Here is a 24,522-nt window from a genome sequence, read left to right as displayed (position 1 = left end):
TGTGGTTGCAATGGGAGGTGGTATATCGACGATCAGGGTTGGAGCGGTGACTGCAGGTGTTGAGAGTGCCCGATCTGTCGTTTCTGGCCAAACCGCCGCCGCTGAAGGTCGGCGTGGACATGCCGGATCGCTATCGCATCACTTTGGCGACCATGATCACGGAGCCGTGGCTGCTGTTCGGGGCTTGGGCGGCGGGCGGGCTGGTTCTGGCGCTGTTGGGGTTCTGGCAGATCGCCCTGATAACCAGCGGTATCGGTACATTGGTGGATATGGGGTTCCAGCGCCACCTGCGGCGTCTATGGACCGCTGAACCCATCGATCCCCGGGTGGGTGTGCGTGGGTTGGTGCCGATCGTGGCGTCTCGGTTCAGCCTTGGCGTGGCAGGATCCATCGCGGCAGTGGTGACGACCCACAGCCCGGCGATCATGGCGGTCGTCATGATGCTGCAGGCGTGGTCGATCTGTGTGGCCATGGCGCAGTTCAACGCGGTGCCTCGTCTGTTCGTGACCGCCATTTCACCACCACTGTTCGCCGTCGTCGTTTCCATGTGGCCTTACGTGCTGACTCCGGCGGGGCCAGCGCTGGCGGGATCGATGGCTCTGCTGGTCGCCATTCTGGTCGTGATCGGACGACAGGCGGGCGAGGTCTGGCGTGCCTGGAGCGAATCCTGTGCCGAGAATGCAAAGCTGATCGCGGATCTGCAGGCGGCGCGTATGGCCGCCGATGCGGCGTCGCAGGCCAAATCGACGTTCCTGGCGACCATGAGTCATGAGGTCCGCACGCCGCTGAACGGTATCCTGGGCATGACGCAACTGATGGCCATGAATCCGCTGGACAAGATGCAGCGGGAACGGGTCGAGGTGATCAGGCGATCGGGCGAAACGCTTCTGGGGACGCTAAATGCGGTGCTGGACCTGTCACGGATCGAGGCCGGGCGGCTGGAACTTACGGACGGCATCGTCCACCCCGCCCAGATCGCATCGGACAGTGTCAGCACCTTTGCCGCCTCGGCGGGGTTGAAGGGGCTGTCCCTGACATCGTCGGCGGGGCCCGAGGTGGCGGGAGCCTTCCGCGGTGATCCGGTCAGGCTGCGCCAGGTGGTCGATAATCTGGTCGGTAACGCGATCAAGTTCACGCACGACGGGGGCGTTCATGTCTCGGTCGCCGTGCTGGGTGGGCAACTGGTGTTCGAGGTGCGCGACACCGGGCCGGGCATTGCGGCTGAAGATCTGGCGCGGGTTTTCAGGCCTTTCGAACAGGCCGACGGATCGCATCGACGCGCGCACGAGGGGTCCGGTCTGGGTCTCGCCATCTGTCTGCAACTGGCGGAACTGATGAAGGGTTGGCTCGAGGCCGAAAGTGACGTGGGGCACGGCAGTGTGTTTCGGTTGGTTGTCCCCGCCGAAGTGGCGGAGATGACTGACGACGCAACCGCGCAGCCTGTTGCCGACACGCTGGACAGCTTCTCGGTGCTGGTGGCCGAGGACAATGCGACGAACCGTACAGTCATCCGCAGCCTTCTGGAGCATCTGGGAGCGCGACCGCATATGGTCGAGAATGGTCAGGAGGCGATCGATGCCCTGCGTATGCGCCCGTTCCAGGTGATACTGATGGATGTCCAGATGCCCGTGCTGGACGGGCTGGCGGCGACGCGCGCGATACGAAGAGGTGATGGCGGAATGGTCGGTACCCATGTGCCGATCATCGGTCTGACCGGCAACGCTATGGATCATCAGGTGGCGGAATGTCTGGCGGCGGGGATGACCTCGGTCGTTCCCAAGCCCATACAGTTGCCGGTCCTTGTTCGGGCCATCAATGCGGCAATGGTCGATATAGAAACCGAGCCGCGCCGGGCAGGTTCGGGGTTCTAATCCGCGAGACAGGCGTTAAACCCGCCGTATGCTTTCAAACTCCCTGACCGAAACCGTGACCCAGGCCGTGGCCGCCGGCGAGAAGGCCGTGGCCGTCGATACTGCTATGATCGCCAAGCTGACCGACATGGCCGGCGACTTTGCGATCAATCTGTCGATCGCCATGTTGATCCTCGTAGCAACGGTGTTCGCGGCGAAATGGGCGTCGCGGGCTACGCGGACCGCCTTGGGCCGGGTCAGAGGCTTTCGCCATGATCCGACGGTGCTCAGCTTTGCCGTGCAGGTGGTGCGAGTGCTGGTCTATGTGATCGGCTTCATCGCCGTGTTGCAGCGACTGGGCGTGCAAACGACCTCGATCATCGCGGTGCTGGGGGCAGCCTCGCTGGCGGTGGGCCTGGCCTTGCAGGGCACGCTGTCAAACGTGGCGGCCGGGGTGCTGCTGCTGATCCTGAGGCCCTACAAGGTGGGAGATGTGATCGATATCGGTGGCGTCAGTGGCTCCGTGCAGCGGCTGGACCTGTTCGTCACGCAGATGTCGAATGCCAATAATCACAAGATTGTCGTGCCGAACTCGAAAGTTCTGGGCGATGTCATCCTGAACCTGTCGGGTCAGACGACGCGACGGGTCGAAATCAACTTCACTGTCGGCTACGGCGAAGACTTGGCCCGGACACGACAGGTGCTTTGCGATGTGGCAGCCGGGCATGACAAGGTGTTGGGTGATCCCCTGCCCTGGTCCGGCGTAACCGGGCTGCTGGACAGTGCGGTCCAGGTCACCTTGCATGCCTGGGTCAACTCTGGCGACTGGTGGCAGACGCAAGCCGATCTTATGCAGGCCGGCAAGGAAGCTCTGGACGCGGCGGGGATCGAAATCCCGTTCCCGCACCAGGTCGCCGTTCCCTATGGCGACGAAGGCGATACCCTGCCGACTGTGGTGACAGTACAGCGTCCCAAGGAACCATAGGCCCATGCGCTACGACTTCGGCTCGGACAACACGGCGGGCATGGCCCCATCGGCGCTGAAGGCGCTGGGCGAGGCCAATGCAGGCTATGCCCGGGCTTACGGCGCGGATGAGATCACTCAGCGGGCGGCGGACCAGATACGCCAACGGCTGGATGCAGATGCCGAGGTGCGGTTCGTGTTTTCCGGCACGGCGGCCAATGCCATCGCTCTTTCGATGCTGGCCCAGCCACACGAAGCGGTGCTGGCGCACCACGCGGCGCACATCTGCACGGACGAGACGGGGGCACCGGGATTCTTCGGGCACGGCGTGGGCTTGATCGGCCTGCCCGGCTTTTCGGGTAAGATCGAACCGTTGGCCCTGACGGCGGCGCTGGAAGAACCGGTGGTCGGCCATCGCCAGCCTGCGGCGGCACTGAGCGTGACCCAGTGTACCGAATATGGCGCTGTCTATTCCGAGGAGGAGTTGCGGCATCTGATCGAGCCCGTGAAGCTACGCGGTTTCGGCGTGCATATGGACGGCGCACGACTGGCCAATGCGGCAGCGGCGGGGTTCGATCTGACCCAGATCGCGCGGCTAGGTGTCGATATTCTGGTGTTCGGCGGAGCCAAGGCGGGGGCGCACTGTACCGAGGCCATCGTGATGTTTGACAAGGCCCTGGCCCGGCGCATCGACAACAGGTTGAAACAGGCCGGGCAGACGGCGTCCAAGGCGCGGTTCCTGGCAGCGCCGTTTCTGGGTTTGCTGGAGAGCGGCGACTGGGAGGGCGGGGCGGCGCATGCCAATTTGATGGCGCGGCGGCTGGCAGAGGGGATCGCAAGTCGTTCGGCCTTCGTGCTGGCGCACCCGGTGGAGGCGAATGCGGTCTTCGTGAGGATGCCGCAGGAGGCGCATGCGCGGCTGAATGCGCTGGGCTGGGCCTGCTACATGTTCGACGATGGCTCGGTGCGGTTTGTCTGTTCCTGGGCCACGGAACCGGACGTCGTGGATGAACTGGTTGAAGCCATCGCCACGCTGTGACGGGCTTGCCTGCGGCAAAAGGCTGACTATCTGGCAGGAACGAAGGGTGGCCATCCTCGTTCACCGATTGACTGCCGCAACTTTCGGCAGCCCAAGGGGCAAGCGCGTATGACATCAGCGGCCTATGCGACCACGCCGACGTCGGGGTGGGTGCACCGCTACAAGGCGGTACGCGCGGCCATGCCAGCGCTGGCCGCGGGGCTGTCCGCAGAGGATCTGGCGGCCCAGTCCATGCCGGATTGCAGCCCCGGAAAATGGCATCTGGCGCATACGAGCTGGTTCTTCGAGGCGATGCTGCTGAGCCAGGAACCGGGCTATGTGCCGGTGGATGCTCGCCTGCAGGCCCTGTTCAACAGCTATTACGAGGCGCTGGGCGAGCGGGTGAACCGTTTCGAGCGCGGTCTGATGACCCGACCGTCGCTGGCCGAGGTGCTGGCCTACCGGGCCGAGATCGACCGGCGGATGATCGACTGGCTGGAGCGGACCGAACTGGACGCGAACCAGATCTATTTGCTGACCCTGGGCTTTCATCATGATCAGCAGCATCAGGAGCTGTTTCTGATGGACATCCTGAACCTGATGTCGCGCTCGCCGCTGGAGCCGGCGGCCTATGCCGTGGAGCCGCGCGGGCGGGTGTTGGAGGCGGAGCGGGGCGGCCCGGTCGCATTCGAAGGCGGGCTTTGCCGGATCGGGCATGACGCCAGGGGTTTTGCCTTCGACAATGAAGGTCCGTCGCATCGACAGTGGCTGGAGCCGTATCGTCTGGCGGCGGATCTGGTGACCAATGGTGACTGGCTGCGGTTCATCGAGGACGGTGGGTATGGGCGGGCCGAGCTGTGGTTGTCCGACGGCTGGTCAGCAGTGAAGGCCGAGGGCTGGGAAGCCCCCCTGTACTGGCACCGCGAGGATGAAGGTTGGTCGGTCATGACCCTGGCAGGGCGCGTCCCCGTCGATCCGGCGGCTCCGGTACGGCACATCAGCCTCTACGAGGCCGACGCCTATGCGCGCTGGGCCGGGAAGCGTCTGCCGACCGAGGGTGAATGGGAACACGCCGTGCGCTCGCGGCCCGAGGCCTTTTCGAATGCGTTTGGCGAGGTCTGGCAGTGGACGTCGAGCGCCTATGGACCCTATCCGGGTTTTCAGCCGACCGAAGGCACGGCCTCGGAATACAACGGCAAGTTCATGGCCAATCAGATGGTATTGCGGGGCTCCAGCTTTGCGACGCCGGAGGATCATGGGCGGGTCAGCTATCGCAACTTCTTCTATCCGCAACAAAGGTGGGCCTTCATGGGACTTCGACTGGCCGAGGACGCGCCCAAACAGGCTGAGGCGAAGACGCGGGATGGAGAGGTGGCCCGGTTCCGGCGCGACCTGATCGCGGGCCTGTCGCAGTCGCCCAAGGTCGCCTCGCCCAAATGGTTCTACGATGCCCGGGGCTCGGACCTGTTCGAGGACATCACCCGCCTGCCTGAGTACTATCCGACGCGGCAGGAGGCGGCCCTGTTGCGCACGGTCGCGCCCAAGTGGGCCGAATTGTTCGGGCCTGATGCAGTGCTGGTCGAGTTTGGCTCGGGCGCCAGTGAGAAGACGCGGATCGTTTTGGATGCCGCGCCGGGACTGGCGGCCTATGTGCCGATCGATATCAGCGCCGATGCGCTGAATGGCGCGGTGGAGCGGATCAGTGAGGGCTATCCCGATCTGAAGGTCGTGCCTCTGGTCGGCGACTTTCTGCACATGCCGCCCTTGCCCGAAGGGATCGGTTCGGGACGACGAATCGGCTTCTTCCCAGGGTCGACGATCGGCAATCTCGAGCGGGACGAGGCGATCGCCTTCTTGAAGTCGGCACGCAGTCTGCTGGACAAGGATGCGCTGTTCATTCTGGGCGTGGATCTGGTGAAGGAGCCAGAGGTCCTGATTGCGGCTTATGATGATGCAGCGGATGTGACCGCCGCGTTCAACCGCAACCTGCTGGTGCGGGCGAATGCCGAACTGGATGCTGACTTCGACATCGACGCCTTTGCGCATCATGCGCGCTGGAACGTTGAGGCCCAGCGGATGGAGATGCATCTGCGGGCCAACCGCGACATGGACGTGACGATCGGTGACACCCGCGTGTCATTTGTCGAAGGTGAGACGATTCACACCGAAAGCTCGCGAAAGTTTACCGAGGACACCATCCGGGAACTGGCGACGTCGGCCGGATGGACGGTAACCGCGTTTGAAGCCGGCGAAGCCCCATCGGTCGCGCTGGCCCTGCTGGGCACCTGAGACCAAGCATGAAAAAGGCGGCTCCGAAGCCGGAAGCCGCCTGATTCTTTTATGCCTTCAGTCTGCTACTCGGCGGGCGGCGCATCCTTGGGGTTGCGCGTTCCGTGCGAAGCCTCACCACCCTTGCGGCCCGCTTGGGCAGCCAGACTGCGGTCTTGAGAGAAGCTGCGCTTTTCGCTGGGCACGCTGGCCCCGCCCTTGCGAGCGATTTCGCGCTGACGCTCCGGGTCCATGGAGGCGAATCCGCGTTTGGAAACGCCGGAGGCTCTTGTGGGCTGTCCTTGAGCCATCGGTTCATCCTTTCGAGAAACTGTAACGGTCCGTGAAAGAACCCTCTGCCTACGGTCCGGTTCCGGGGTGGGACCTCACGGATTTGAGAGAGTTACGGAGCGCGAACGGGGCCGGATGTTACCCTGCGTCATGCGGTCGCGAGTCGCCTTCTCCGCCGCCACCGGGTTCCAGAGGCGGAACCTCGTCAGGCGTACTGGCAGGGTCGATGTCGGGTCCCGGTGTGTCAGGCGGCAGGATATCGGGTTGGCGTGTTCCGGGTGGGGTGGGTTCAATAAAGGTCATGGCGATCTCCTCTGGGAAGAAGAACGGGCAGGGACGTCTCTTGTTCACCCTGATCGACACGAGGGGCGGAACTGGTCCGTGGCGGGCGGATTGATCCAGTCCCATTCCGCTCTGACCCAGGACGATCCGATGACAGACACGACCGCAAATCCTTATGGCACCGATATCGCAGACGATGATCTGAACACGCCTTCAGCCACTTTGGAGCGGCAAGCCGATGCTCTGCTGCGATCGGGCGAGGACAAGACATTCGGGTCCCCCCAGCCGCTACGCCGCGCGGTGCAGGAGGATGCGCAAGCCGCTGCCGATTGGAGCCGCACGCGGGTCGTGCGAGTCCGCAGCGCCATCGAGGGCGAGCCGGTAAAGTCCAGCGTGATCGCGCTGGGCGTCGGCGTGATTATCGGGCTGCTGCTGTCCCGATAAGCCGCTCGCTCAGGATGGACCGGATGCAGGGCGGGCGATCGGCGCGCGCTGCATCGCGGCATCCGACACGAACGGGTTGGTCTTCCGCTCGGCCCCGAAGGTCGAGGCCGGGCCGTGCCCTGGAACGAACTGAACATCGTCGCCCAGCGGCCATAGCTTGGTGACTATGGACTGAAGCAGGGCTTCGGGGTCGCTGCGCGGAAAGTCGGTACGCCCGACCGATCCGGAAAACAGCACGTCGCCGACCTGGGCGAACCGGGCCTCGCGGTTGAAGAAGATCACATGGCCGGGGGTGTGGCCGGGGCAGTGATAGACCTCCCACGCTGTCTCGCCTAGCGTGACCGTGTCGCCGTCGGCCAGCCAGCGGGTCGGCGTGAAGGGGCGCGCCTCGGGTACGCCATAGGCCAGGCCATGCTGAGCCAGATCGTCGATCCAGAACTGGTCGTCCGGATGGGGGCCGATGACGTCCAGCCCCGTCTTCTCCTGCATGTCGGCCACGCCGCCGCAGTGATCCAGATGGCCATGAGTGACCCAGATGGCGTCCAGCGTCAGGCCCTGTTTCTGGACGGCAGCCAAAAGGGCATCGACCGAGGCACCCGGATCGATCAAGGCCGCCTTCATCGTCTTGCGGCACCACACCAGGGTGCAATTTTGTTGCAGCGGAGTGACGGGAAAGACGGCGACGCCGATGGGGGCAGGGGACTGAGTCATGCGCAGGAGATAGCGGTACTGGTCGAAGGTAGCCAGTCTGGGCGGCTGGCGCGTTGACCTTTGCGCCGGGCATCGACATAAGGGCGGGCTTCGAGGTGCCGCTCTGCAAGGGGCGGCCCTTCTTGCTTTATCCCCATCGCGCGCGCCCGCCCCAGTGGCGCCGCCACAGAGCGTTAGAAGTCCGACCATGCAAGTCGTCGAAAAGTCCACCGAAGGTCTGAGCCGCGTCATCGCGGTGACCGTCCCCGTCGCCGAGCTGAACAGCAAGCTGGATGCCAAGCTGAAGGAAGTCGCGCCGCAGATGAAGCTGAAGGGCTTTCGTCCCGGCAAGGTGCCGGTCGCGCACGTCAAGAAGACCTTCGGCCGTGACTTCATGGGCGAGATCATCAACGACACCCTGAACCAGACCAGCCAGAAGGCTCTGGACGACGCCAAGCTGCGTCCCGCCGCACCGGCCGAGATGAAGCTGACCAGCGACATGGACAAGGTCATCGCCGGCCAGGAAGACCTGTCCTACGAGATGGCGCTGGAAGTCATGCCCGACTTCACGCCTGTCGATCCCAAGACCCTGAAGCTGAAGCGTCCGACCTATGAGGCGTCCGACGCCGATCTGGACGAGGCGATGACCGAACTGGCCGGTCAGGCCAAGTCGTACGAAGACAAGAAGGGCAAGGCCGTGAAGGCCGCCGAGGGCGACGAGGTCACCATCGACTTCTTGGGCAAGTTGGACGGCGAACCCTTCGAAGGCGGTGCCGCCGAAGATACCCAGCTGGTGATCGGGTCCAACCGCTTCATCCCCGGCTTCGAAGAGCAGCTGAAGGGTGCCAAGGTCGGCGAGGAGAAGGTCCTGAACGTGACCTTCCCCGATGACTATCAAGCGGCCCATCTGGCCGGCAAGGCTGTGACGTTCGACGTCAAGGTCAAGGCCATCAAGGCCGAGGCCCCCGCCGTTGTCGACGAGGACTTCGCCAAGCGGATCGGCATCGAGTCGCTGGACAAGCTGAAAGAGCTGCTGAAGACCAATCTGGACCAGCAGTATGTCGGAGCCGCCCGCTTCAAGCTGAAGCGCGCCCTGCTGGACGAACTGGACAAGGCCCACAGCTTCCCGCTGCCGCCCAAGATGGTCGAGGCCGAGTTCGAAGGCATCTGGCAACAGGTGCAGGCCGACAAGGAGGCCGGTCGCCTGCCAGAGGACGACGCAAAGAAGTCCGAGAAGAAGCTGAAGGAAGAATACCAGAAGATCGCCGAGCGCCGCGTGCGCCTGGGTCTGGTGCTGGCCGAGATCGGTCGCGCCAACAACGTCCAGGTCACCGACCAGGAGCTGAACAACGCTATCATGAACGAGGCCCGCAACTATCCGGGCCAGGAGCGTCAGGTGCTGGACTTCTATCGCCAGAACCCCAATGCCGCAGCCCAGATGCGCGCCCCCATCTATGAGGAAAAGGTCTGCGACCTGATCTTCGACCAGGCCGAGGTGACCGACACGCCGATCACCAAGGAAGAGCTGCTGAAGGAAGACGACGACATCTAGCCGTCGTCACCGCGACGAATGCATAATCCCCGTTCCGGTCACCGGAGCGGGGATTTGCTTTTCGGGCGTCACTTGCATCCCGCGTCTGGCAACGCGATATCCTGATCCAGAGGGATGCCGACGGCGAGTCGGGTCCAGATCCATCAAGAAAGCCTGACATGCGCGACCCGATCGAACTGATGAACATGAACCTGGTGCCGATGGTGGTCGAGCAGTCCAGCCGGGGGGAGCGGTCGTTTGACATCTTCTCGCGCCTGCTGCGCGAGCGGATCATCTTCCTGACGGGGCCGTTCGAGGACACGATGGCCTCGCTGATCTGCGCCCAGTTGCTGTTCCTGGAATCGGAGAACCCGAAGAAAGAAATCAGCATGTACATCAACAGCCCCGGCGGACAGGTGTCCTCGGCGCTCGCGATCTATGACACCATGCAATACATCAAGAGCCCGGTCTCAACCGTGGTCATGGGCATGGCGGCCTCGGCCGGCTCTCTGATCCTGACGGCCGGTGCGGCAGGTCAGCGGGTGGCTCTGCCTAACGCGCGGATCATGGTGCACCAGCCATCGGGCGGGTTCCGCGGCCAGGCTTCGGACATCGAACTGCACGCCGCCGACATCCGCTACACCAAGCGCCGCCTGAACGAGATCTATGTCCATCACACGGGCCGGACCTATGAGGAGGTCGAGAAGACCCTGGACCGCGACCACTTCATGAGCGCCGAGGAAGCCAAGGAATGGGGCATCGTCGACCACGTCTACGATCGCCGCGAACAGGCCGACAGCGACGGTGTGAAGACAGTCTGACGACCGTTCGACACTTATAGGATTCAAAGAGGCGCGCCACGATCGGTGCGCCTCTTTTCTTTTGTGCTATCAGGCCGCCATGCAGCACACACGCGATACCCACGGCACGGTCGAGGTCGACGGCGAAAGCTATGACTGGGAGGTTCGGCGCCAGCCGCAGCCTACAGCTGCGGGGGGCTGGGACGGGATTGCCCTGTCGCTGCATCTGCAAGGGTTCAAGCGCGAGGCGGTGGTACAGTTCCCAATGCCGCTGCGTCCTAATGGGCGGCCGATCTTCGAGAGCCAGCGGATCAATGTCGAAAGCGTGCGCAACGCCGTGAAATCGGCGATGGCGGCAGGCTGGGATCCGACTTCGCGCGGCAAGGCCGTGGTGTTCGACGTGGATGCCGACGGGAACTAGGGCCGCTCTGTAAAGACCCGAAAGCCGGGCTGCCGTGCCATTGCCAGCATTTCCGTATCGCCCGAGGTGTCGCCATAGGCGGCGGTAAGGGTCATTGCGTCACCATAGGCGGTGCGCAGCCGCAGCACCTTCTCCTCACCCCGGCAGTTCGGACTGGTGAATTTGCCGGTCAGGCGATCAAGGGCATCGAAATCCAGATGGGTGCCGAGAAGGCCCTCAGCACCGAGGCGTCGGGCGAAAGGGGCGACGGTCAGGCCGGGGGAGGCGGTCACGATTACGCGATGAGCACCGCGTTTGCCCCAGTCGTTCCAGCAGGCCAGGGCGTCCGGACGCATGAATTTGGCCCAGACATCGGCGGCGAATTCTTCCGCGTCCGCTTCCAACTCGGCGCGCGAAACGCCTTTCAGAAACTGCTTCACCGAGGCGGCCTTGATGCGTCCCCGGTCGCGGTCCTTGGCATAGGTTGCGACCGCGGGAGCCAGCTTCATCAGGCCCATGGCCCAGCCACGTCGGCCCGCCCGCCAGCGCAGGAAGGCAGTAAAGCTGTCGCGCACGGTCAGGGTGCCGTCGAAGTCGAAGGCGACGATGGCCTGATCCTTGCGAGGCTGCTGGCGAAACCCGTCCGCTATCCCCATGTCAGACATTCGCCGCGATCCTCATGAACAGTGTTCCGTCCGCTATCCGCATCTGCCACGCTTGGGCGGGCTTGTGGCGAGCGTCCGTATGAGTGATTGTCATTTTTTGAAGACCTTCGCGCCCATTGTTGGGGAATCAACGCGAGGTAAGCGCGTTTCGCCTCATATCGGGGTGAACCGCGGGAGTGAGAAGGCCCGATGACCAAAGCCGCCGGCACAGATGCCAAAAGCACCCTCTACTGCTCCTTCTGCGGGAAGAGCCAGCACGAGGTGCGCAAGCTCATCGCCGGGCCGACCGTGTTCATCTGCGATGAATGCGTCGAACTGTGCATGGATATCATCCGTGAAGAGCACAAGATTTCCTTCTCCAAGACCAAGGACGGCGTACCGACGCCCAAGGAAATCCGCGACGTCCTGGACGACTATGTGATCGGCCAGAGCCACGCCAAGAAGGTGCTGAGCGTCGCGGTCCACAACCACTACAAGCGTCTGAACCACGCGGCCAAGAACAACGACGTCGAACTGGCCAAGTCGAACATCATGCTGATCGGGCCGACCGGCTCGGGCAAGACGTTGCTGGCCCAGACGCTGGCACGCATCATTGACGTGCCCTTCACCATGGCCGACGCAACGACCCTGACCGAAGCCGGTTATGTGGGCGAGGATGTCGAGAACATCATTCTGAAGCTGCTTCAGGCTTCGGATTACAACGTCGAGCGGGCCCAGCGCGGCATCGTCTACATCGACGAGATCGACAAGATTTCGCGCAAGTCCGACAATCCCTCGATCACGCGCGACGTGTCAGGCGAGGGTGTGCAGCAGGCTTTGCTGAAGATCATGGAAGGTACGGTCGCTTCCGTGCCGCCGCAGGGTGGACGCAAGCATCCGCAGCAGGAATTCCTGCAGGTCGACACGGCTAACATCCTGTTCATCGTCGGCGGCGCGTTCGCGGGCCTCGAGAAGGTCATCTCCGCGCGTGGTGAGGGGGCCTCGATCGGCTTCGGTGCCAAGGTCAAGGAAGTCGACGAGCGCCGCATGGGCGACGTGCTGAAACAGGTCGAGCCTGACGACCTGATGCGGTTCGGTCTGATCCCGGAGTTCATCGGTCGTCTGCCCGTGCTGGCGACGCTGGAAGACCTGGACGAGGCGGCGCTGGTCACCATCCTGACCGAGCCGAAGAACGCCCTGGTCAAGCAGTACAAGCGTCTGTTCGAGATGGAGAATGTCGATCTGACCTTCACCGACGACGCCCTGATTGCCGTGGCCAAGAAGGCCATCACTCGCAAGACCGGCGCGCGCGGCCTGCGCTCCATTCTGGAGGGCATCTTGCTGGAGACTATGTTCGAACTGCCGACCTTCGAAGGCGTAGAAGAGGTCGTGGTCAATGCCGAGGTGATCGAGGGCAAGGCCCAGCCGCTGCTGATCTATGCCGAGACCAAGTCCAAGAAGACCGCGACGCCCGACAGCGCGGCGTAGGTTCAGTTCAATATAACAACGACAAGGGCGGGTCCGGCAGCGGATCCGCCCTTTTCAGTCGTAGATCAGCTGGGGCGTAGGTTGGTGGCTTCAGCCTCTTCCTTGGCTGCCTCGCGGACCGCCGGGCTTGGGCCAGCCATCGTGCCCTCTGTGGAGGCCTCTGCAGGCGTGGCGACCTCTTCCTCTGCTGCAACAGACGGTGCCGGTGCCGCCCGCGCCGGGCGCGGGGCCTGAACGACGGGGGCAGGTGGCAAGGCATTCTTGTCGATGGCCACGGCGTCGATGGCATTGTCATCCGCAGCCGGAGCAGGGGGGCTTTCGGTCGGTTGATTGCAGGCAGCCAGGGCCAGGGCGGACATGGTGGCAGTGGTCAGGATCAGCATACGCATGGTGGTCTTCTCCCTGTCTATGGCACCGCTAACGGCCAAGCTGCCGTGCGGGTTGCGTGCAACGGTCCACCGCTATCGCGCGGCGACGCTTGAACCGGGGCGTGCACGAACCACATACTGATCCGAAGGCCACGGAATGTGGGCCGAGTCGAAACGCCGGGGCCCCTTGTTCCGGACGCCCCCTCGGCGGGTCAGAGATCAACGACGACCCCGGAAAGTACGAGAATGACCGAGACCCAAAATCCCGCGACCAAGACACTGCCTGTTCTGCCGCTGCGTGACATCGTCGTGTTCCCGCACATGGTCGTGCCGCTGTTCGTCGGGCGCGAAAAGTCCGTGAAAGCGCTGGACGAGATCATGAAGGGTGAAAAGCAGATCCTGCTGGCGACCCAGAAGAACAGCGTCGACGATGATCCGGCGGCCGATGCCATCTATCCGATCGGTGTGCTGGCGACCGTGCTGCAACTGCTGAAACTGCCCGATGGCACGGTGAAGGTGCTGGTGGAGGGCAAGAGTCGTGCGCGTCTGACCCGCTTCACCGACCGCACGGATTACTTCGAGGCCGAGGCCGTCGAGATCGAGGAGGATGCCGGCGAACCGGCTCAGTCCGAGGCCCTGCTGCGCGCGGTGATCGAGCAGTTCGAAAATTATGTAAAGCTGAACAAGAAGGTGCCGCCCGAGGCCTTGAGCTCCATCCCCCAGATCACCGATCCGTCCAAGCTGGCCGACAGCGTGGCGGCCCATCTGTCGGTCAAGATCACCGACAAACAGGGTCTGCTGGAAACCTTCGCCGTGCCCGAGCGGCTGGAGAAGGTCTATGGCCTGATGGAAGGCGAGATTTCGGTCCTGCAGGTCGAGAAGAAGATCCGCTCGCGCGTGAAGCGCCAGATGGAGAAGACCCAGCGCGAATATTATCTGAACGAGCAGATGAAGGCGATCCAGCGCGAGCTGGGCGAGACCGACGACAGCCGTGACGAGATCATGGAGCTGGAGAAGCGCATACGTAAGACGCGCCTGTCAAAGGAGGCTCGCGCCAAGGCCGAGGCCGAGGTCAAGAAGCTGCGCAACATGAGCCCGATGTCGGCAGAATCCACGGTGGTGCGCAACTATCTGGACTGGCTGCTGTCGATCCCGTGGGGCAAGACCAAACAGAAGCCGATCGACCTCGCCAAGGCCGAGGACATCCTCGAGGAGGATCACTACGGCCTGGAGAAGGTCAAGGAACGGATCATCGAGTATCTGGCGGTACAGGCGCGCACCAACAGCCTGAAAGGCCCGATCCTGTGCCTCGTCGGCCCTCCCGGCGTCGGCAAGACCTCGCTGGCCAAGTCGATTGCCAAGGCGACGGGCCGTGAATACGTCCGCATGTCGCTGGGCGGGATGCGTGACGAGGCCGAAATCCGCGGTCACCGCCGGACCTACATCGGCTCCATGCCCGGCAAGATCATCCAGTCCATGAAGAAGGTGAAGACCACCAACGCCTTCATCCTGCTGGACGAGATCGACAAGCTGGGCGCCGACTGGCGGGGCGACCCTTCCAGTGCCCTGCTGGAGGTGCTGGACCCGGCGCAGAACAATGCGTTCGGCGACCACTATCTGGAGGTCGACTATGACCTGTCGAACATCATGTTCGTGACCACGGCGAACAGCCTGAACATGCCTCAGCCCTTGATGGACCGGATGGAGATCATCCGGGTCAGTGGGTATACCGAGGACGAGAAGGTCGAGATCGCCAAGCGGCACGTCCTGCCCAAGGTGACCAAGGACAATGGCGTGACGCCGGCCGAGTTCGTGGTGCCGGACGAGACCATCCGCGACCTGATCCGCTACTATACGCGGGAGGCCGGGGTGCGGTCACTGGAGCGGGCGCTGGGCGGCCTGGCCCGCAAGGCCGTGCGTGAGATGTCCAAGGAGAAGACGCTGTCGATCACGGTCGATGCGGCCAAGCTGGCCGACTATGCGGGCGTGAAGAAGTTCCGCTATGGCGAGACGGACGAAGAGGATCAGGTCGGCATCGTCACGGGTCTGGCCTGGACCGAGTTCGGCGGCGACATCCTGACCATCGAGGCGATCAAGATGCCCGGGCGCGGCCGCATGACCGTCACCGGCAACCTGAAAGAGGTGATGAAGGAGAGTGTGTCAGCTGCGGCCTCCTACACGCGGGCGCGCGCTCTGAGCTTCGGCGTCAAGCCGCCTGTGTTCGAGAAGACCGACATCCACGTGCACGTGCCGGACGGCGCGACGCCCAAGGACGGTCCCTCGGCGGGCGTGGCCATGACGGTGGCGATGGTCTCGGTTCTGACGGGCATTCCGATCCGCAAGGACATCGCCATGACCGGCGAGATCACCCTGCGCGGTCGGGTCACAGCCATTGGCGGCCTGAAGGAAAAGCTGCTGGCCGCGCTTCGCTCCGGTATCAAGACGGTGCTGATCCCCGAGGAGAACGAGAAGGACCTCGCCGATGTGCCCGACAATGTGAAGTCGGCGCTGGAGATCGTCCCGATCAAGACGGCGGATGAGGCCCTGAAATGGGCCCTGACCGGGTCGCTGACCCCGGTGGAATGGGACGAGGTGGCCGAGCCTCTGCCTGCGCCGCAGCCGGTGCAGGACCCCGGTACCGTGGTCGCCACGCACTGATCGAAGAGAACCCCGCCCGGATCGCTCCGGGCGGGGTTTTCTTTCACCTCCCCATCGGCGCAGGCCGATGGGGAGGACAGGCGTCCGAAGGATGCCAGGAGGGGGCGGCACCGGCGGTTGCCAATAGATCGCTAATCCCTCCTGTCCGCGCCGCCCCCTCCTGATCGCTGCGCGATCTGTCCTCCCCACGCGCCTTCGCGCGTGTGGAGGTGAGTCAGAGCGAATCCACCATCACCAGTTCGGCGTCGGCCTTGGCGGTGATCGTGATGGTCGGCTCGTCCGCGATGGCGGCACCGTCGCGGGGCTTCAGCTTCACCCCGTTGACCTCGACCTCGCCGACCGCAGGCACCAGATAGGCGCGGCGGCCCTTGGCCAGGCTGTAGGTCAGGCTTTCACCCGCATTCAGCGTAGCCCCCAGTACCTTGGCATCGGCATTGATGGTCAGGGCGTCATCGGTGGTGTCGCCGGAGGCGAGCACCGAAAACTGTCCGGTGCGGTCGCTCTTGGGGAAGACCTTGGCACCCCAGCTGGGTGTCGCGCCGCGCTTGTCGGCCTCGATCCAGATCTGGAACAGGGTGGTGGGCTCGTTCTCGAGGTTGAACTCGGAATGGCGCACGCCGGTGCCTGCGCTCATCACCTGGACGTCGCCCGCTCCGGTGCGGCCCTTGTTGCCCATGGAATCCTCATGGGTGATGGCCCCGGTGCGGACATAGGTGATGATTTCCATGTCCGAGTGGGGGTGGGGCGGAAAGCCCGACTTGGCGGCGATGGTGTCGTCGTTCCACACGCGCAACCGGCCCCAGCTCATGCGATTGGGGTCATAGTAGTTGGCGAAGGAGAAGTGGTGTTTGGCGTCAAGCCAACCGTGGTTGGCTCCGCCCAGGCTTTTGAAAGGTCTGACGTCGATCATGGGGATGCTCCCGGGAAACCGAGGGTTAGAAACCTCGCTGACGCCTATATAGGTAACAGTTCTAGTGGCGGAAAGAGGCTGAAGGGCAAGGGTCTGGCACGACGTCCAACTGATAATACCGTCCCCAGCGCCAGCCGAACTCCCGTAGCTTTACGGTTTCGCCAGCTTCACAGCCAAAATGGAGCGGGGCCGAAACCTTAATCGACAGCCCGTCTACGACAGCTATGACGCCGCTGGTGCTACCCCTGCCTAAGGTCGTCAGACCTACTATATGACCCGTGACCGCCTTGCCTGGGTATTGGGGGTCAGCGATCAGCCAGATCGCCACAATAGTCAGAGCCGCCAGAGGCAGTCCGAGAACTACCCCATAGTCGAAGTTCGCATGGGCGACCCAGACCTTGAAAGTCTTTCTCCATCCGACATGTCGAACGGGCTGTCTGCTCACCCCATCTGCGCCCGATGCCTCAGCATCGCATCGGCCAGGACGCAGGCCGCCATGGCCTCCACCACCGGCACGCCGCGCAGGGCGACGCAGGGGTCGTGGCGACCCTTGGTGCGCAAGTCGGTCTCGGTGCCGTCGCGGGTGATGGTCTGGCGCGGGGTCAGGATGGAGGAGGTGGGCTTGAAGGCGACGCGGGCCGTCAGGGGCTGACCCGTCGAAATGCCGCCCAGGACGCCGCCCGCATGGTTGGACAGGAAGACGGGCTGGCCGTCCTCGCCGATGCGCATCTGGTCGGCGTTCTCCTCGCCCGAGAGCTCGGCGGAGGCGAAACCGGCACCGATCTCCACGCCCTTGACGGCATTGATCGACATCAGGGCGGCGGCCAGTTCGGCATCCAGCTTGCCATAGAGGGGACTGCCCCAGCCGGCAGGGACGCCCGTGATCTCCAGCGCCACGACGGCCCCGATGGAGGAGCCTGCCTTGCGCACGCCGTCCAGATAGGCCTCCCACTCTGTGCCCAACGTACCGGAGGCTGCGAACAGGGGGTTGTCGTAGACGGCGTCGAAATCGATGTGATCGTCCGTCAGGCGATGCGGCCCCAGCTGGACAACGCCCGCGCGGATGCGGATGTCTGGCCCCAGAACCTTGCGCGCCACGGCACCGGCGGCGACGCGCATGGCCGTCTCGCGCGCCGACGAGCGGCCGCCGCCCCGATAATCGCGCACGCCGTATTTGGTCTGGTAGGTCAGGTCGGCATGGCCGGGGCGATAGGCGCGGGCGATCTGGCCATAGTCCTTGGAGCGGGCGTCCTCGTTCTGGATCTCGATGGCGATGGGGGTGCCGGTGGTCACGGGTCCGTTTCCGTCGTCGAAGACGCCGGACAGGATGCGGGCGGTGTCGCTCTCGCTGCGCTGGGTGACGAAACGACTTCCGCCCGGTTTGCGGCGGTCCAGCCAGGGTTGAAGGTCGGCCTCGGTCAGGGGGATCAGGGGCGGACAGCCGTCGATGACGCAGCCGATGGCCGGCCCGTGGCTCTCGCCCCAGGTGGTCACGCGAAACAGATGGCCGAAGGTGTTGTGGGACATGGTCCCTGACGCTTAAGCCGCCAGCCGGTCCGGCGTCCAGACCCGCGTGAACCGGGCCAGCAGGTCGTCGGCGGAGGAGGGGGCGTCGGCGCTGGGTTCCAGCGTCACGAACAGATGGCCTTGGGGGCGTCGCCCCCGGGCAGGAAGTCCCAGGCCCTTGAGGCGGAGCTGGGTCGTGGTGGCCGACAATCCTGCGACGATCCAGGCCGAGCGCGGGCCGGCATGGGTCTCGATCTCGATGCGGCCGCCGTCGTCCAGCAGGCGCTGTGACACCGGCCAACGCATGTAGACGTCGTCGCCCATGATCCGCAGGCTGGCCGTCGGGCGGATCAGGACGGGCAGATACAGGTCGTTGCCGTCAGGGGCTGCCCCGGTCAGGCGGACGTGGTCCCCGGTCCGCAGGCCGGCTGGGACCCGCACGCGCAGGGTGCGTTTGCCGAGATGGACCACGACCGCGCCACCTTCCAGGGCCTGGTTGGGCGAGATGGCGACGACGGTTAGGCCAGCAGGGCGAGCCTTCGGCGCGGGCAGGGCGAGATGTCCGGCACCTTGCATGCGGATCAGACCCCAGGCCGCGATCACGCGCCGGAAATGGTCTTCATTGCCGCCGATCAGGTCGGGCCGGGCCGCCTTGATGGCGCGGCGGAAGGCCGCCTTCAGCGCCTCGCCGTCGGCCGGGCCATCGAGGCCGAGCAGGGCGTGGGCCTCTGCGATCGAGGCGATTTCGGATGTGGCGCGCGACGACATGACCCCAATGGGCGCAGAACAGGGTCAACGCGCGGTTAACCGTGACAGAATGCCTCTCCCAAAAGCATCGGTCAGGGTCTATCTGGAACCCATGACCGCACCCGTGATCCCGCCCAGCCCGACCCGCGAAGAGTATGATCGGGACTATGCCGCCGCGCTGGCCGCCAATGGCGACGAGACGATCTTTGACCGGGATGAGCCGATCAGCCTGATCGTCGAATGGCTGGCGCAGGCGCGGATGCATGAGATCAATGATTCCAACGCCATGTGTCTGTCGACCGTGGACGCCGACGGCCTGCCCGACAGCCGAATGGTGTTGTTGAAGGATGTCGATGATCGCGGCCTGACCTTCTATTCCAATCGCGAGAGCGCCAAGGGCCGGCAAGTGAGCGCGACGCCCGCTGCGGCCCTGCTGTTTCACTGGAAGAGCCTGAGGCGTCAGGTGCGGGTGCGCGGGCGGCTGGAGCCGGTCAGTGCGGCCGAAGCCGACGCCTATTTCGCCAGCCGGGCGCGCGAGAGCCGGATCGGGGCCTGGGCCTCGGATCAGTCGCGGCCGCTGGACAGTCGTGCGGCGCTTCAGGCGGCGGTGGCCGAAGAGACGGCGCGGTTCGACGGACAGGACGTCCCGCGGCCCGAACACTGGACCGGCTGGCGCGTGATGCCGGACAGCGTCGAGTTCTGGCGGGACCGGCCGTTCCGCCTGCACGACCGGTTGCGGTTCGACCGGCACGGGCAGGGGTGGACGAAGACCCGGCTCTGGCCCTGAGATCTAGGCGGACTTGAGCCCTGCCAGCAGCGGGTGGGCCAGGACGGGTGCGGCCAGGCGTACGACGGCCTGGGTGTCTTCCAGACGCACGGCGGCGGTCGCATCGGCGATGATGAAGTCGGCCCGGACCCGCGACGGCTCGGTCAGGCGTTCGTGGCCGGGGCGGACGGTAGCCAGATACTGGGCGACGACGGAATCGGCGGTGCGCCCTCGCTCGCTCTGATCGCGCAGCAGGCGGCGGATGAAGCGGATGTCGGCAGGCGTGTCCACGAAGATGCGGATGTCGAACAGATCGACCAGATCTGGCGTGCACAGCACATGGGTGCCTTCGACGATCACGACCTCGGCGGCCCGAACGGGCTCGCCGCCGGGCTCGCGGCCGTGGTGGATGAAGGAATAGACCGGGGCCACAATGTCCTTGCCTGACTTGAGCGTGCGCAGGTCGCGGACCATCAGCTCGTGGTCGCGGGCGGTCACGTCATCGAAATCGAAGGTGGCCGCATCGAAGCCGGGCAGACTGGCGGCGTCGCGATAATAGCTGTCTTCCCGCATCAGAACGGCTGAGCCCGGTGCCAGTGAGGCGACGAGCGCTTCAGCAAGAGTGCTCTTGCCGGAGCCAGAGCCGCCGGTGATCGCGATGAGGATGGTCATGGCGTGGCTGTACCGCCGGACCGCCTCTAACGGAAGAAGCAGGTTTGGCCGGCGTACAGGCTGACGACCTTCGCCTCCGCTCCGGTGCCATCGAAAAAGCCGCCGAGGTCTCCGGATGAGAACTCGACGCCGAGGGTGGAGTTCGGCACCAGTTGAACCGTCCGGCTGTTCTCGACCGTCGATCTGGCGGAGCCGACGCCGACGCCATCAGTTGTGGTCAGGCCAGGCTGGTCCAGGGTCCAGCCGACGAAGCGCTGAGCCTGGAAATCAAGCTGAAGACCATTGCGGAAACGCGCAAACTGCGTGGGTCCGGCGCCGCACTCGCCATTGGTTCGGATCGCCGGGGCGTTGCCACCGAGGCTGGTCGCCACAGCGGTGAGAACAGCATTCTGAGCAGTCCCGAACGGGATAGGCGTTGCGGCTCCCTCTGGCGAGAAATGGCGCAGGCCCTCGCCATCGATCGTCAGGCCGCCTTGCATGGCCAGGCGCTGTGGTTCTTCTACGGAGGGTGTCTCTGCTGGCGCGGGGGTGCCGGTGGTGGGTTCGGGGGCCTGACTGGCCTGATCGCACGCCGCCAGGGCGACCAGTGCGACGGCAACGAGGGTGTGGGTCCTGATGATCATCGACGCGCTCCTGCAAACGGATCAATCATAACGCATGGTCTTGGTGAAAAGCCCATAAGCTGACCCAGCGTCACGTTGCTAATCGACGCTCACCTCGGTTACCGTATTTCCAAGTGCCTCAGGTCGTAGGCGCAGAGCGAGGGACGCTGATGCTTGGATTGATGCAGGACTGGCCGCTGACGGTCGACAAGATACTGGACCACGCCAAGAACTGGCACGGCGCACGTGAGGTCGTGACCCGGTCGGTCGAAGGCCCCATCGTCCGCACCACCTATGCCGACATTCACGCGCGAGCCAAGCGGGTGTCCAGCGTCCTGCAGGGATGGGGCGTCCAGGTCGGTGACCGCATCGGCACCCTGGCCTGGAACACCGGCAACCATATCGAGACCTGGTATGGCATCATGGGGATCGGCGCTGTGTGCCACACCCTGAACCCGCGCCTGTTCCCGGAGCAACTGGTCTACATCATCAACCACGGCGGCGACCGGGTCATTTTCGTCGACCTGACCTTCGTGCCGTTGTTGCAGGCGGTGCTGCCGCACTGTCCCAAGGTCGAACGTGTCGTGGTCATGACCGACCGGGCGCATATGCCCGCCGTCGAGCTGCCCGGCCTGGAATGCTATGAGGACCTGCTGGAAGGCGCGTCCGAGGATGTGGTCTGGGGCGACTTCGACGAGCAGACCGCATGCGGCCTCTGCTACACCTCGGGCACGACCGGCAACCCCAAGGGGGTGCTGTATTCGCACCGCTCCAACTTCATTCACACGCTGTTGGGTCTGCAGACCACGGTGCTGGGCGCGACGCCGAGCGAGGTGATCCTGCCGGTCGTGCCGATGTTCCACGCCAATGCCTGGGGCATCGCCTTCGGGGCACCCGGCGCGGGGTCCAAGCTGGTCATGCCGGGTGCCCGCATGGATGGTGCGGCCATCTACGAGCTGATCGAGAGCGAAGGCGTGACCTTCTCCGCCGCCGTGCCGACGGTGTGGCAGGGGCTTCTGGCCCACCTGCGCGAGCACAAGCTGAAGATCCCGACCGTCAAGCGCGTGCTGATCGGCGGCTCGGCGGTGCCCGAAAGCCTGATCCGGGCCTTCCATGACGAGTTCGGCATCGAGGTGCTGCAGGGCTGGGGCATGACCGAGACCTCGCCCATCGGCACCCTGTCCAACATGACGCCGGAGCTGCGCGCCCTGCCATACGACGAGCAGATGAAGTGGCGGGTCAAGCAGGGCACGCCGCCGCTGGGAGTCGAGTTGAAGCTGAAGAACTATGCCGGTCAGGAGATGCCGCACGACGGCCACACCTACGGGCGGCTGATGATCAAGGGCCCGACCATCGCCGGGGCCTATTTCAACGACGAGACGCCGATCCTGGACACCGAGGGCTTCTTTGATACGGGCGACGTCTCGACCATCGACGAGCATGGTTTCATGCAGATCACCGACCGCGCCAAGGATGTGATCAAGTCGGGTGGGGAGTGGATCAGCTCGATCGAGATCGAGAACATCGCCGTGGGCCATCCCAAGGTCGAACTCGCTGCCGTAATCGGCGCGGCGCATCCCAAATGGGACGAGCGGCCGGTGCTGATCATCAAGTTGAAGCCCGGCCAGACCGAGGACAAGCAGGAGCACCTGGACTTCCTGGTCGGCAAGATCGCCAAATGGTGGATGCCCGACGATGTGGTCTTCGTGGAGGACATCCCTCTGGGCGCGACCGGCAAGGTCGACAAGAAGCTGATCCGCGAGCGGATGAAGGACTATCGCATCCCGACGGCGGCCTGAGCGCATGGCCCGAACACGGCCAAGGCATGAGGGGCTGGTTCAGGGCCTGACGCTGGTCACCCTGGCCGCGCCGTTCCTGCTGTTGATCGCGGCGTTCGGGACCTCGCTGGGGTTCTGGGGGGCGTCGGTGGGTTATGACCTGCTGGCGCTTCAGGTGGCCTGGGGGCTGGCGTTCGTCGGTGTCGTAGCGGCGGTGGCTGCGGCGGTCGTGGCGCGCGGCGAGCTGAAGCGTCTGGGGCTCTATGTGGTCGCAGGCCTCGTCATCTCTGTGGCAACGCTCGGGGCCTTTGCCTGGCAGAAGGCGCGGCTGGCCGAGGGGCTGCCGGAGGATGTCAGCACCAATCCGGACGACAGACCGGGCTTTGCTGACAGTGTTCAGGCGGCTCGCGGTACCGGCGGCCCGGCATCGGCCATTGGCCCGGAGGCCTGTCCGGCAGCCCAGCCTGTTTTGCGCCAGGTCGCGCCCCAGAGGGCCTATGAGGCCTTGCAGGCAGCAGGATTTACGGCGCGCGGGGCGTTCGTGGCCCGGGCAGACGGTGATCGGACCGGCTTCTGGTTCGGCTTCACCCATGACGCGGTGGTGCGAATCCGGCCGGGCCGCACGGACGTCCGCGTCGCGGCGCGGGATGGGCGTTCGCACGGGAGCGAAGCCTGTCGTCTGGCCGGTGAGATCAGCCGGGCGTTGCAGACGTCGGAATAGACCTCAAACTGGCGTCCATTGAGCGTCCATGACCGGGGCGGGGGCGGCGCGAACCCGTCCGGCCTTCTCCAGAGCGATCAGATGGGCCCAGACCGACAGGCTGGCGGCGGGCCACAGGCGCGGGTCCACGGCGGCGTAAAGGACTGGCACCACGTCGGCAATTCGGGCGTGTCCGGCGCGGAGTTGGGTCAGCACCTGGGCTTCGCGATCCAGCCGGTGAGCGCGATAGGCCTGAAGGAAAGGCGCGGCGTCAGTGATCGGCGCGCCGTGGGTCGGCCAGAGTGTGGCGAAGTCGCGCCCGATCACCGCGTCCAGACTGGCCATATAGTCGGCCATGTCGCCATCGGGTGGGGCGATCACGGTCGTCGACCAGCCCATGACGTGATCGCCGCAGAACAGGGCATTCTCGTCCTCCAGCACAAAGGCCATGTGGTTGGAGGCGTGGCCGGGCGTGCACAGCGCCTCGATCGTCCAGCCGTCACCTTCCAGTCGCTCGCCCCCCTTCAGCACGAGGTCGGGCAAGAAGGCGTCGTCCTCCTCCTCGTCCAGCGTGGCCGACGCGTGGATGGTCCTCAGCGGCGGGCGGGCCGCCATAATCGGCGCTCCGACGGCCTCGGCGAACGGGCGCGCCAGGGGGGCGTGGTCGCGGTGGGTGTGGGTGACCAACACATGGCTGACCGTCTGGCCCTTCACCGCATCCAGCAGAGCACCCAGATGGGCGTCATCCAGTGGACCTGGATCGATCACCGCCACGCCCGCACCGGGTTCGTCACGACCTACGATGTAGGTGCCGGTCCCCGTGAAGGTGAAGGGGCCGGGATTGTTGGCTACGACCCGTCGGATCAGCGGCGAGACTTGGTCGCAACGGCCGTAGGCGAAATCGAAGTCGCGAACGAAGGGGATCATGCGGCGCTCCGGGCTGTTCGATAAAAGCGGCATCGCGTTTGCGTTAGGGTTTTGTAAACCCTTAGCGGAGCGCCTGATATGGCCCTGTCGATAGCCCTTACTGTTTCAAAACGGCTCCAGATCGTCACCATGACGCTCCTTTGTATCATGGCGAGCCAACTGGTCGTGGCTTCGTGCACGCCCGAACCTGCGTCGTATGCGGCGCGAGGAATACTGAT

23 protein-coding genes are annotated in these 24,522 nt (G+C 64.6%); 13 read left to right on the top strand and 10 right to left on the bottom strand.

Features of this window, described 5'->3' with window-relative positions; genetic code table 11:
* The first annotated feature begins 65 nt into the window (after window positions 1–65).
* From AC4PRM_RS10125 to egtB, 4 genes are all read left to right on the top strand, one after another.
* Window positions 66–1,871: an ATP-binding protein gene (locus AC4PRM_RS10125; protein ID WP_492039748.1), complete on the top strand. Its 1,806-nt coding sequence runs from the start codon at window positions 66–68 to the stop codon at window positions 1,869–1,871.
* Between the two features lie 28 nt (window positions 1,872–1,899).
* On the top strand, window positions 1,900–2,835 hold the full coding sequence (locus tag AC4PRM_RS10120; protein ID WP_373258384.1) for a mechanosensitive ion channel family protein: 936 nt from the start codon (window positions 1,900–1,902) through the stop codon (window positions 2,833–2,835).
* Between the two features lie 4 nt (window positions 2,836–2,839).
* Window positions 2,840–3,853, top strand: a complete 1,014-nt coding sequence (locus AC4PRM_RS10115; protein ID WP_373258385.1) for a threonine aldolase family protein — start codon at window positions 2,840–2,842, stop codon at window positions 3,851–3,853.
* Between the two features lie 108 nt (window positions 3,854–3,961).
* Window positions 3,962–6,121, top strand: a complete 2,160-nt coding sequence (gene egtB / locus AC4PRM_RS10110) for an ergothioneine biosynthesis protein EgtB (protein ID WP_492039747.1) — start codon at window positions 3,962–3,964, stop codon at window positions 6,119–6,121.
* A gap of 65 nt (window positions 6,122–6,186) precedes the next feature.
* Here egtB and AC4PRM_RS10105 read toward each other — a convergent pair whose 3' ends face one another.
* Window positions 6,187–6,411: a con-10 family general stress protein gene (locus AC4PRM_RS10105; protein ID WP_373258387.1), complete on the bottom strand. Its 225-nt coding sequence runs from the start codon at window positions 6,409–6,411 to the stop codon at window positions 6,187–6,189.
* Window positions 6,412–6,823: 412 nt separating this feature from the next.
* Here AC4PRM_RS10105 and AC4PRM_RS10100 point away from each other — a divergent pair, with 412 nt between their 5' ends.
* Complete coding sequence (locus AC4PRM_RS10100) at window positions 6,824–7,117, top strand: hypothetical protein (RefSeq protein ID WP_373258388.1); 294 nt, start codon at window positions 6,824–6,826, stop codon at window positions 7,115–7,117.
* 9 nt (window positions 7,118–7,126) lie between these two features.
* Here AC4PRM_RS10100 and AC4PRM_RS10095 read toward each other — a convergent pair whose 3' ends face one another.
* Entirely contained in the window at window positions 7,127–7,828 is a 702-nt protein-coding gene (locus AC4PRM_RS10095) for an MBL fold metallo-hydrolase (RefSeq protein WP_487921790.1), read from the bottom strand.
* Window positions 7,829–8,015: 187 nt separating this feature from the next.
* Between AC4PRM_RS10095 and tig the strand changes: the two genes are divergently transcribed.
* The 3 genes from tig to AC4PRM_RS10080 all read left to right on the top strand — a co-directional run bounded on the left by tig (window position 8,016) and on the right by AC4PRM_RS10080 (window position 10,559).
* Window positions 8,016–9,359: a trigger factor gene (tig, locus tag AC4PRM_RS10090; RefSeq protein WP_492039746.1), complete on the top strand. Its 1,344-nt coding sequence runs from the start codon at window positions 8,016–8,018 to the stop codon at window positions 9,357–9,359.
* A gap of 158 nt (window positions 9,360–9,517) precedes the next feature.
* A complete protein-coding gene (locus AC4PRM_RS10085; RefSeq protein WP_373258391.1) occupies window positions 9,518–10,159 on the top strand; it encodes an ATP-dependent Clp protease proteolytic subunit in 642 nt (213 codons plus the stop codon).
* Window positions 10,160–10,238: 79 nt separating this feature from the next.
* Entirely contained in the window at window positions 10,239–10,559 is a 321-nt protein-coding gene (locus tag AC4PRM_RS10080) for a hypothetical protein (protein ID WP_492039745.1), read from the top strand.
* Here the strand turns inward: AC4PRM_RS10080 and AC4PRM_RS10075 are convergent.
* On the bottom strand, window positions 10,556–11,203 hold the full coding sequence (locus AC4PRM_RS10075) for an HAD-IB family hydrolase (protein ID WP_492039744.1): 648 nt from the start codon (window positions 11,201–11,203) through the stop codon (window positions 10,556–10,558). The genes AC4PRM_RS10080 and AC4PRM_RS10075 overlap by 4 nt on opposite strands.
* 189 nt (window positions 11,204–11,392) lie before the next feature.
* On the opposite strand from AC4PRM_RS10075, the gene clpX reads away from it, so the two are divergent.
* Window positions 11,393–12,670, top strand: a complete 1,278-nt coding sequence (gene clpX, locus AC4PRM_RS10070) for an ATP-dependent Clp protease ATP-binding subunit ClpX (protein WP_373258396.1) — start codon at window positions 11,393–11,395, stop codon at window positions 12,668–12,670.
* Between the two features lie 65 nt (window positions 12,671–12,735).
* Here the strand turns inward: clpX and AC4PRM_RS10065 are convergent, their stop codons facing one another.
* Window positions 12,736–13,059, bottom strand: coding sequence for a hypothetical protein (locus AC4PRM_RS10065; RefSeq protein WP_492039743.1), 324 nt, complete (start codon window positions 13,057–13,059; stop codon window positions 12,736–12,738).
* A gap of 225 nt (window positions 13,060–13,284) precedes the next feature.
* On the opposite strand from AC4PRM_RS10065, the gene lon reads away from it, so the two are divergent.
* Complete coding sequence (gene lon, locus AC4PRM_RS10060; protein WP_492039742.1) at window positions 13,285–15,696, top strand: endopeptidase La; 2,412 nt, start codon at window positions 13,285–13,287, stop codon at window positions 15,694–15,696.
* Between the two features lie 214 nt (window positions 15,697–15,910).
* Here lon and AC4PRM_RS10055 read toward each other — a convergent pair whose 3' ends face one another.
* From AC4PRM_RS10055 to AC4PRM_RS10045, 3 genes are all read right to left on the bottom strand, one after another.
* A complete protein-coding gene (locus tag AC4PRM_RS10055) occupies window positions 15,911–16,606 on the bottom strand; it encodes a pirin family protein (protein ID WP_492039741.1) in 696 nt (231 codons plus the stop codon).
* Between the two features lie 441 nt (window positions 16,607–17,047).
* A complete protein-coding gene (gene aroC, locus AC4PRM_RS10050) occupies window positions 17,048–18,133 on the bottom strand; it encodes a chorismate synthase (RefSeq protein ID WP_492039740.1) in 1,086 nt (361 codons plus the stop codon).
* A 12-nt stretch (window positions 18,134–18,145) separates the two neighbouring features.
* The gene (locus AC4PRM_RS10045; protein ID WP_492039739.1) at window positions 18,146–18,880 is read right to left on the bottom strand and encodes a DnaJ C-terminal domain-containing protein; all 735 of its coding nucleotides are present in this window, start codon (window positions 18,878–18,880) and stop codon (window positions 18,146–18,148) included.
* Window positions 18,881–18,971: 91 nt separating this feature from the next.
* On the opposite strand from AC4PRM_RS10045, the gene pdxH reads away from it, so the two are divergent.
* Window positions 18,972–19,646 carry a pyridoxamine 5'-phosphate oxidase gene (pdxH, locus tag AC4PRM_RS10040; protein ID WP_492039738.1) on the top strand — a complete coding sequence of 225 codons (675 nt, stop codon included), beginning with the start codon at window positions 18,972–18,974 and terminating at the stop codon, window positions 19,644–19,646.
* A 3-nt stretch (window positions 19,647–19,649) separates the two neighbouring features.
* Here the strand turns inward: pdxH and udk are convergent, their stop codons facing one another.
* Entirely contained in the window at window positions 19,650–20,297 is a 648-nt protein-coding gene (gene udk, locus AC4PRM_RS10035; protein ID WP_492039737.1) for a uridine kinase, read from the bottom strand.
* Window positions 20,298–20,323: 26 nt separating this feature from the next.
* Window positions 20,324–20,920, bottom strand: coding sequence for a hypothetical protein (locus AC4PRM_RS10030; RefSeq protein WP_492039736.1), 597 nt, complete (start codon window positions 20,918–20,920; stop codon window positions 20,324–20,326).
* Between the two features lie 149 nt (window positions 20,921–21,069).
* Here AC4PRM_RS10030 and AC4PRM_RS10025 point away from each other — a divergent pair, with 149 nt between their 5' ends.
* Window positions 21,070–22,698, top strand: a complete 1,629-nt coding sequence (locus AC4PRM_RS10025; RefSeq protein WP_492039735.1) for a long-chain-fatty-acid--CoA ligase — start codon at window positions 21,070–21,072, stop codon at window positions 22,696–22,698.
* 4 nt (window positions 22,699–22,702) lie between these two features.
* Window positions 22,703–23,398 carry a DUF1499 domain-containing protein gene (locus tag AC4PRM_RS10020; RefSeq protein ID WP_492039734.1) on the top strand — a complete coding sequence of 232 codons (696 nt, stop codon included), beginning with the start codon at window positions 22,703–22,705 and terminating at the stop codon, window positions 23,396–23,398.
* Window positions 23,399–23,401: 3 nt separating this feature from the next.
* Here the strand turns inward: AC4PRM_RS10020 and AC4PRM_RS10015 are convergent, their stop codons facing one another.
* Window positions 23,402–24,304 (bottom strand): MBL fold metallo-hydrolase, encoded by a 903-nt coding sequence (locus AC4PRM_RS10015; protein WP_492039733.1) that lies wholly within the window; start codon window positions 24,302–24,304, stop codon window positions 23,402–23,404.
* Window positions 24,305–24,522: the final 218 nt, after the last annotated feature.

The organism is Brevundimonas sp. DW-iso22 (genome assembly GCF_058725425.1).
Note: the sequence above shows the minus strand (reverse complement) of the source record. Positions and strands in the feature narration are given on the sequence as shown.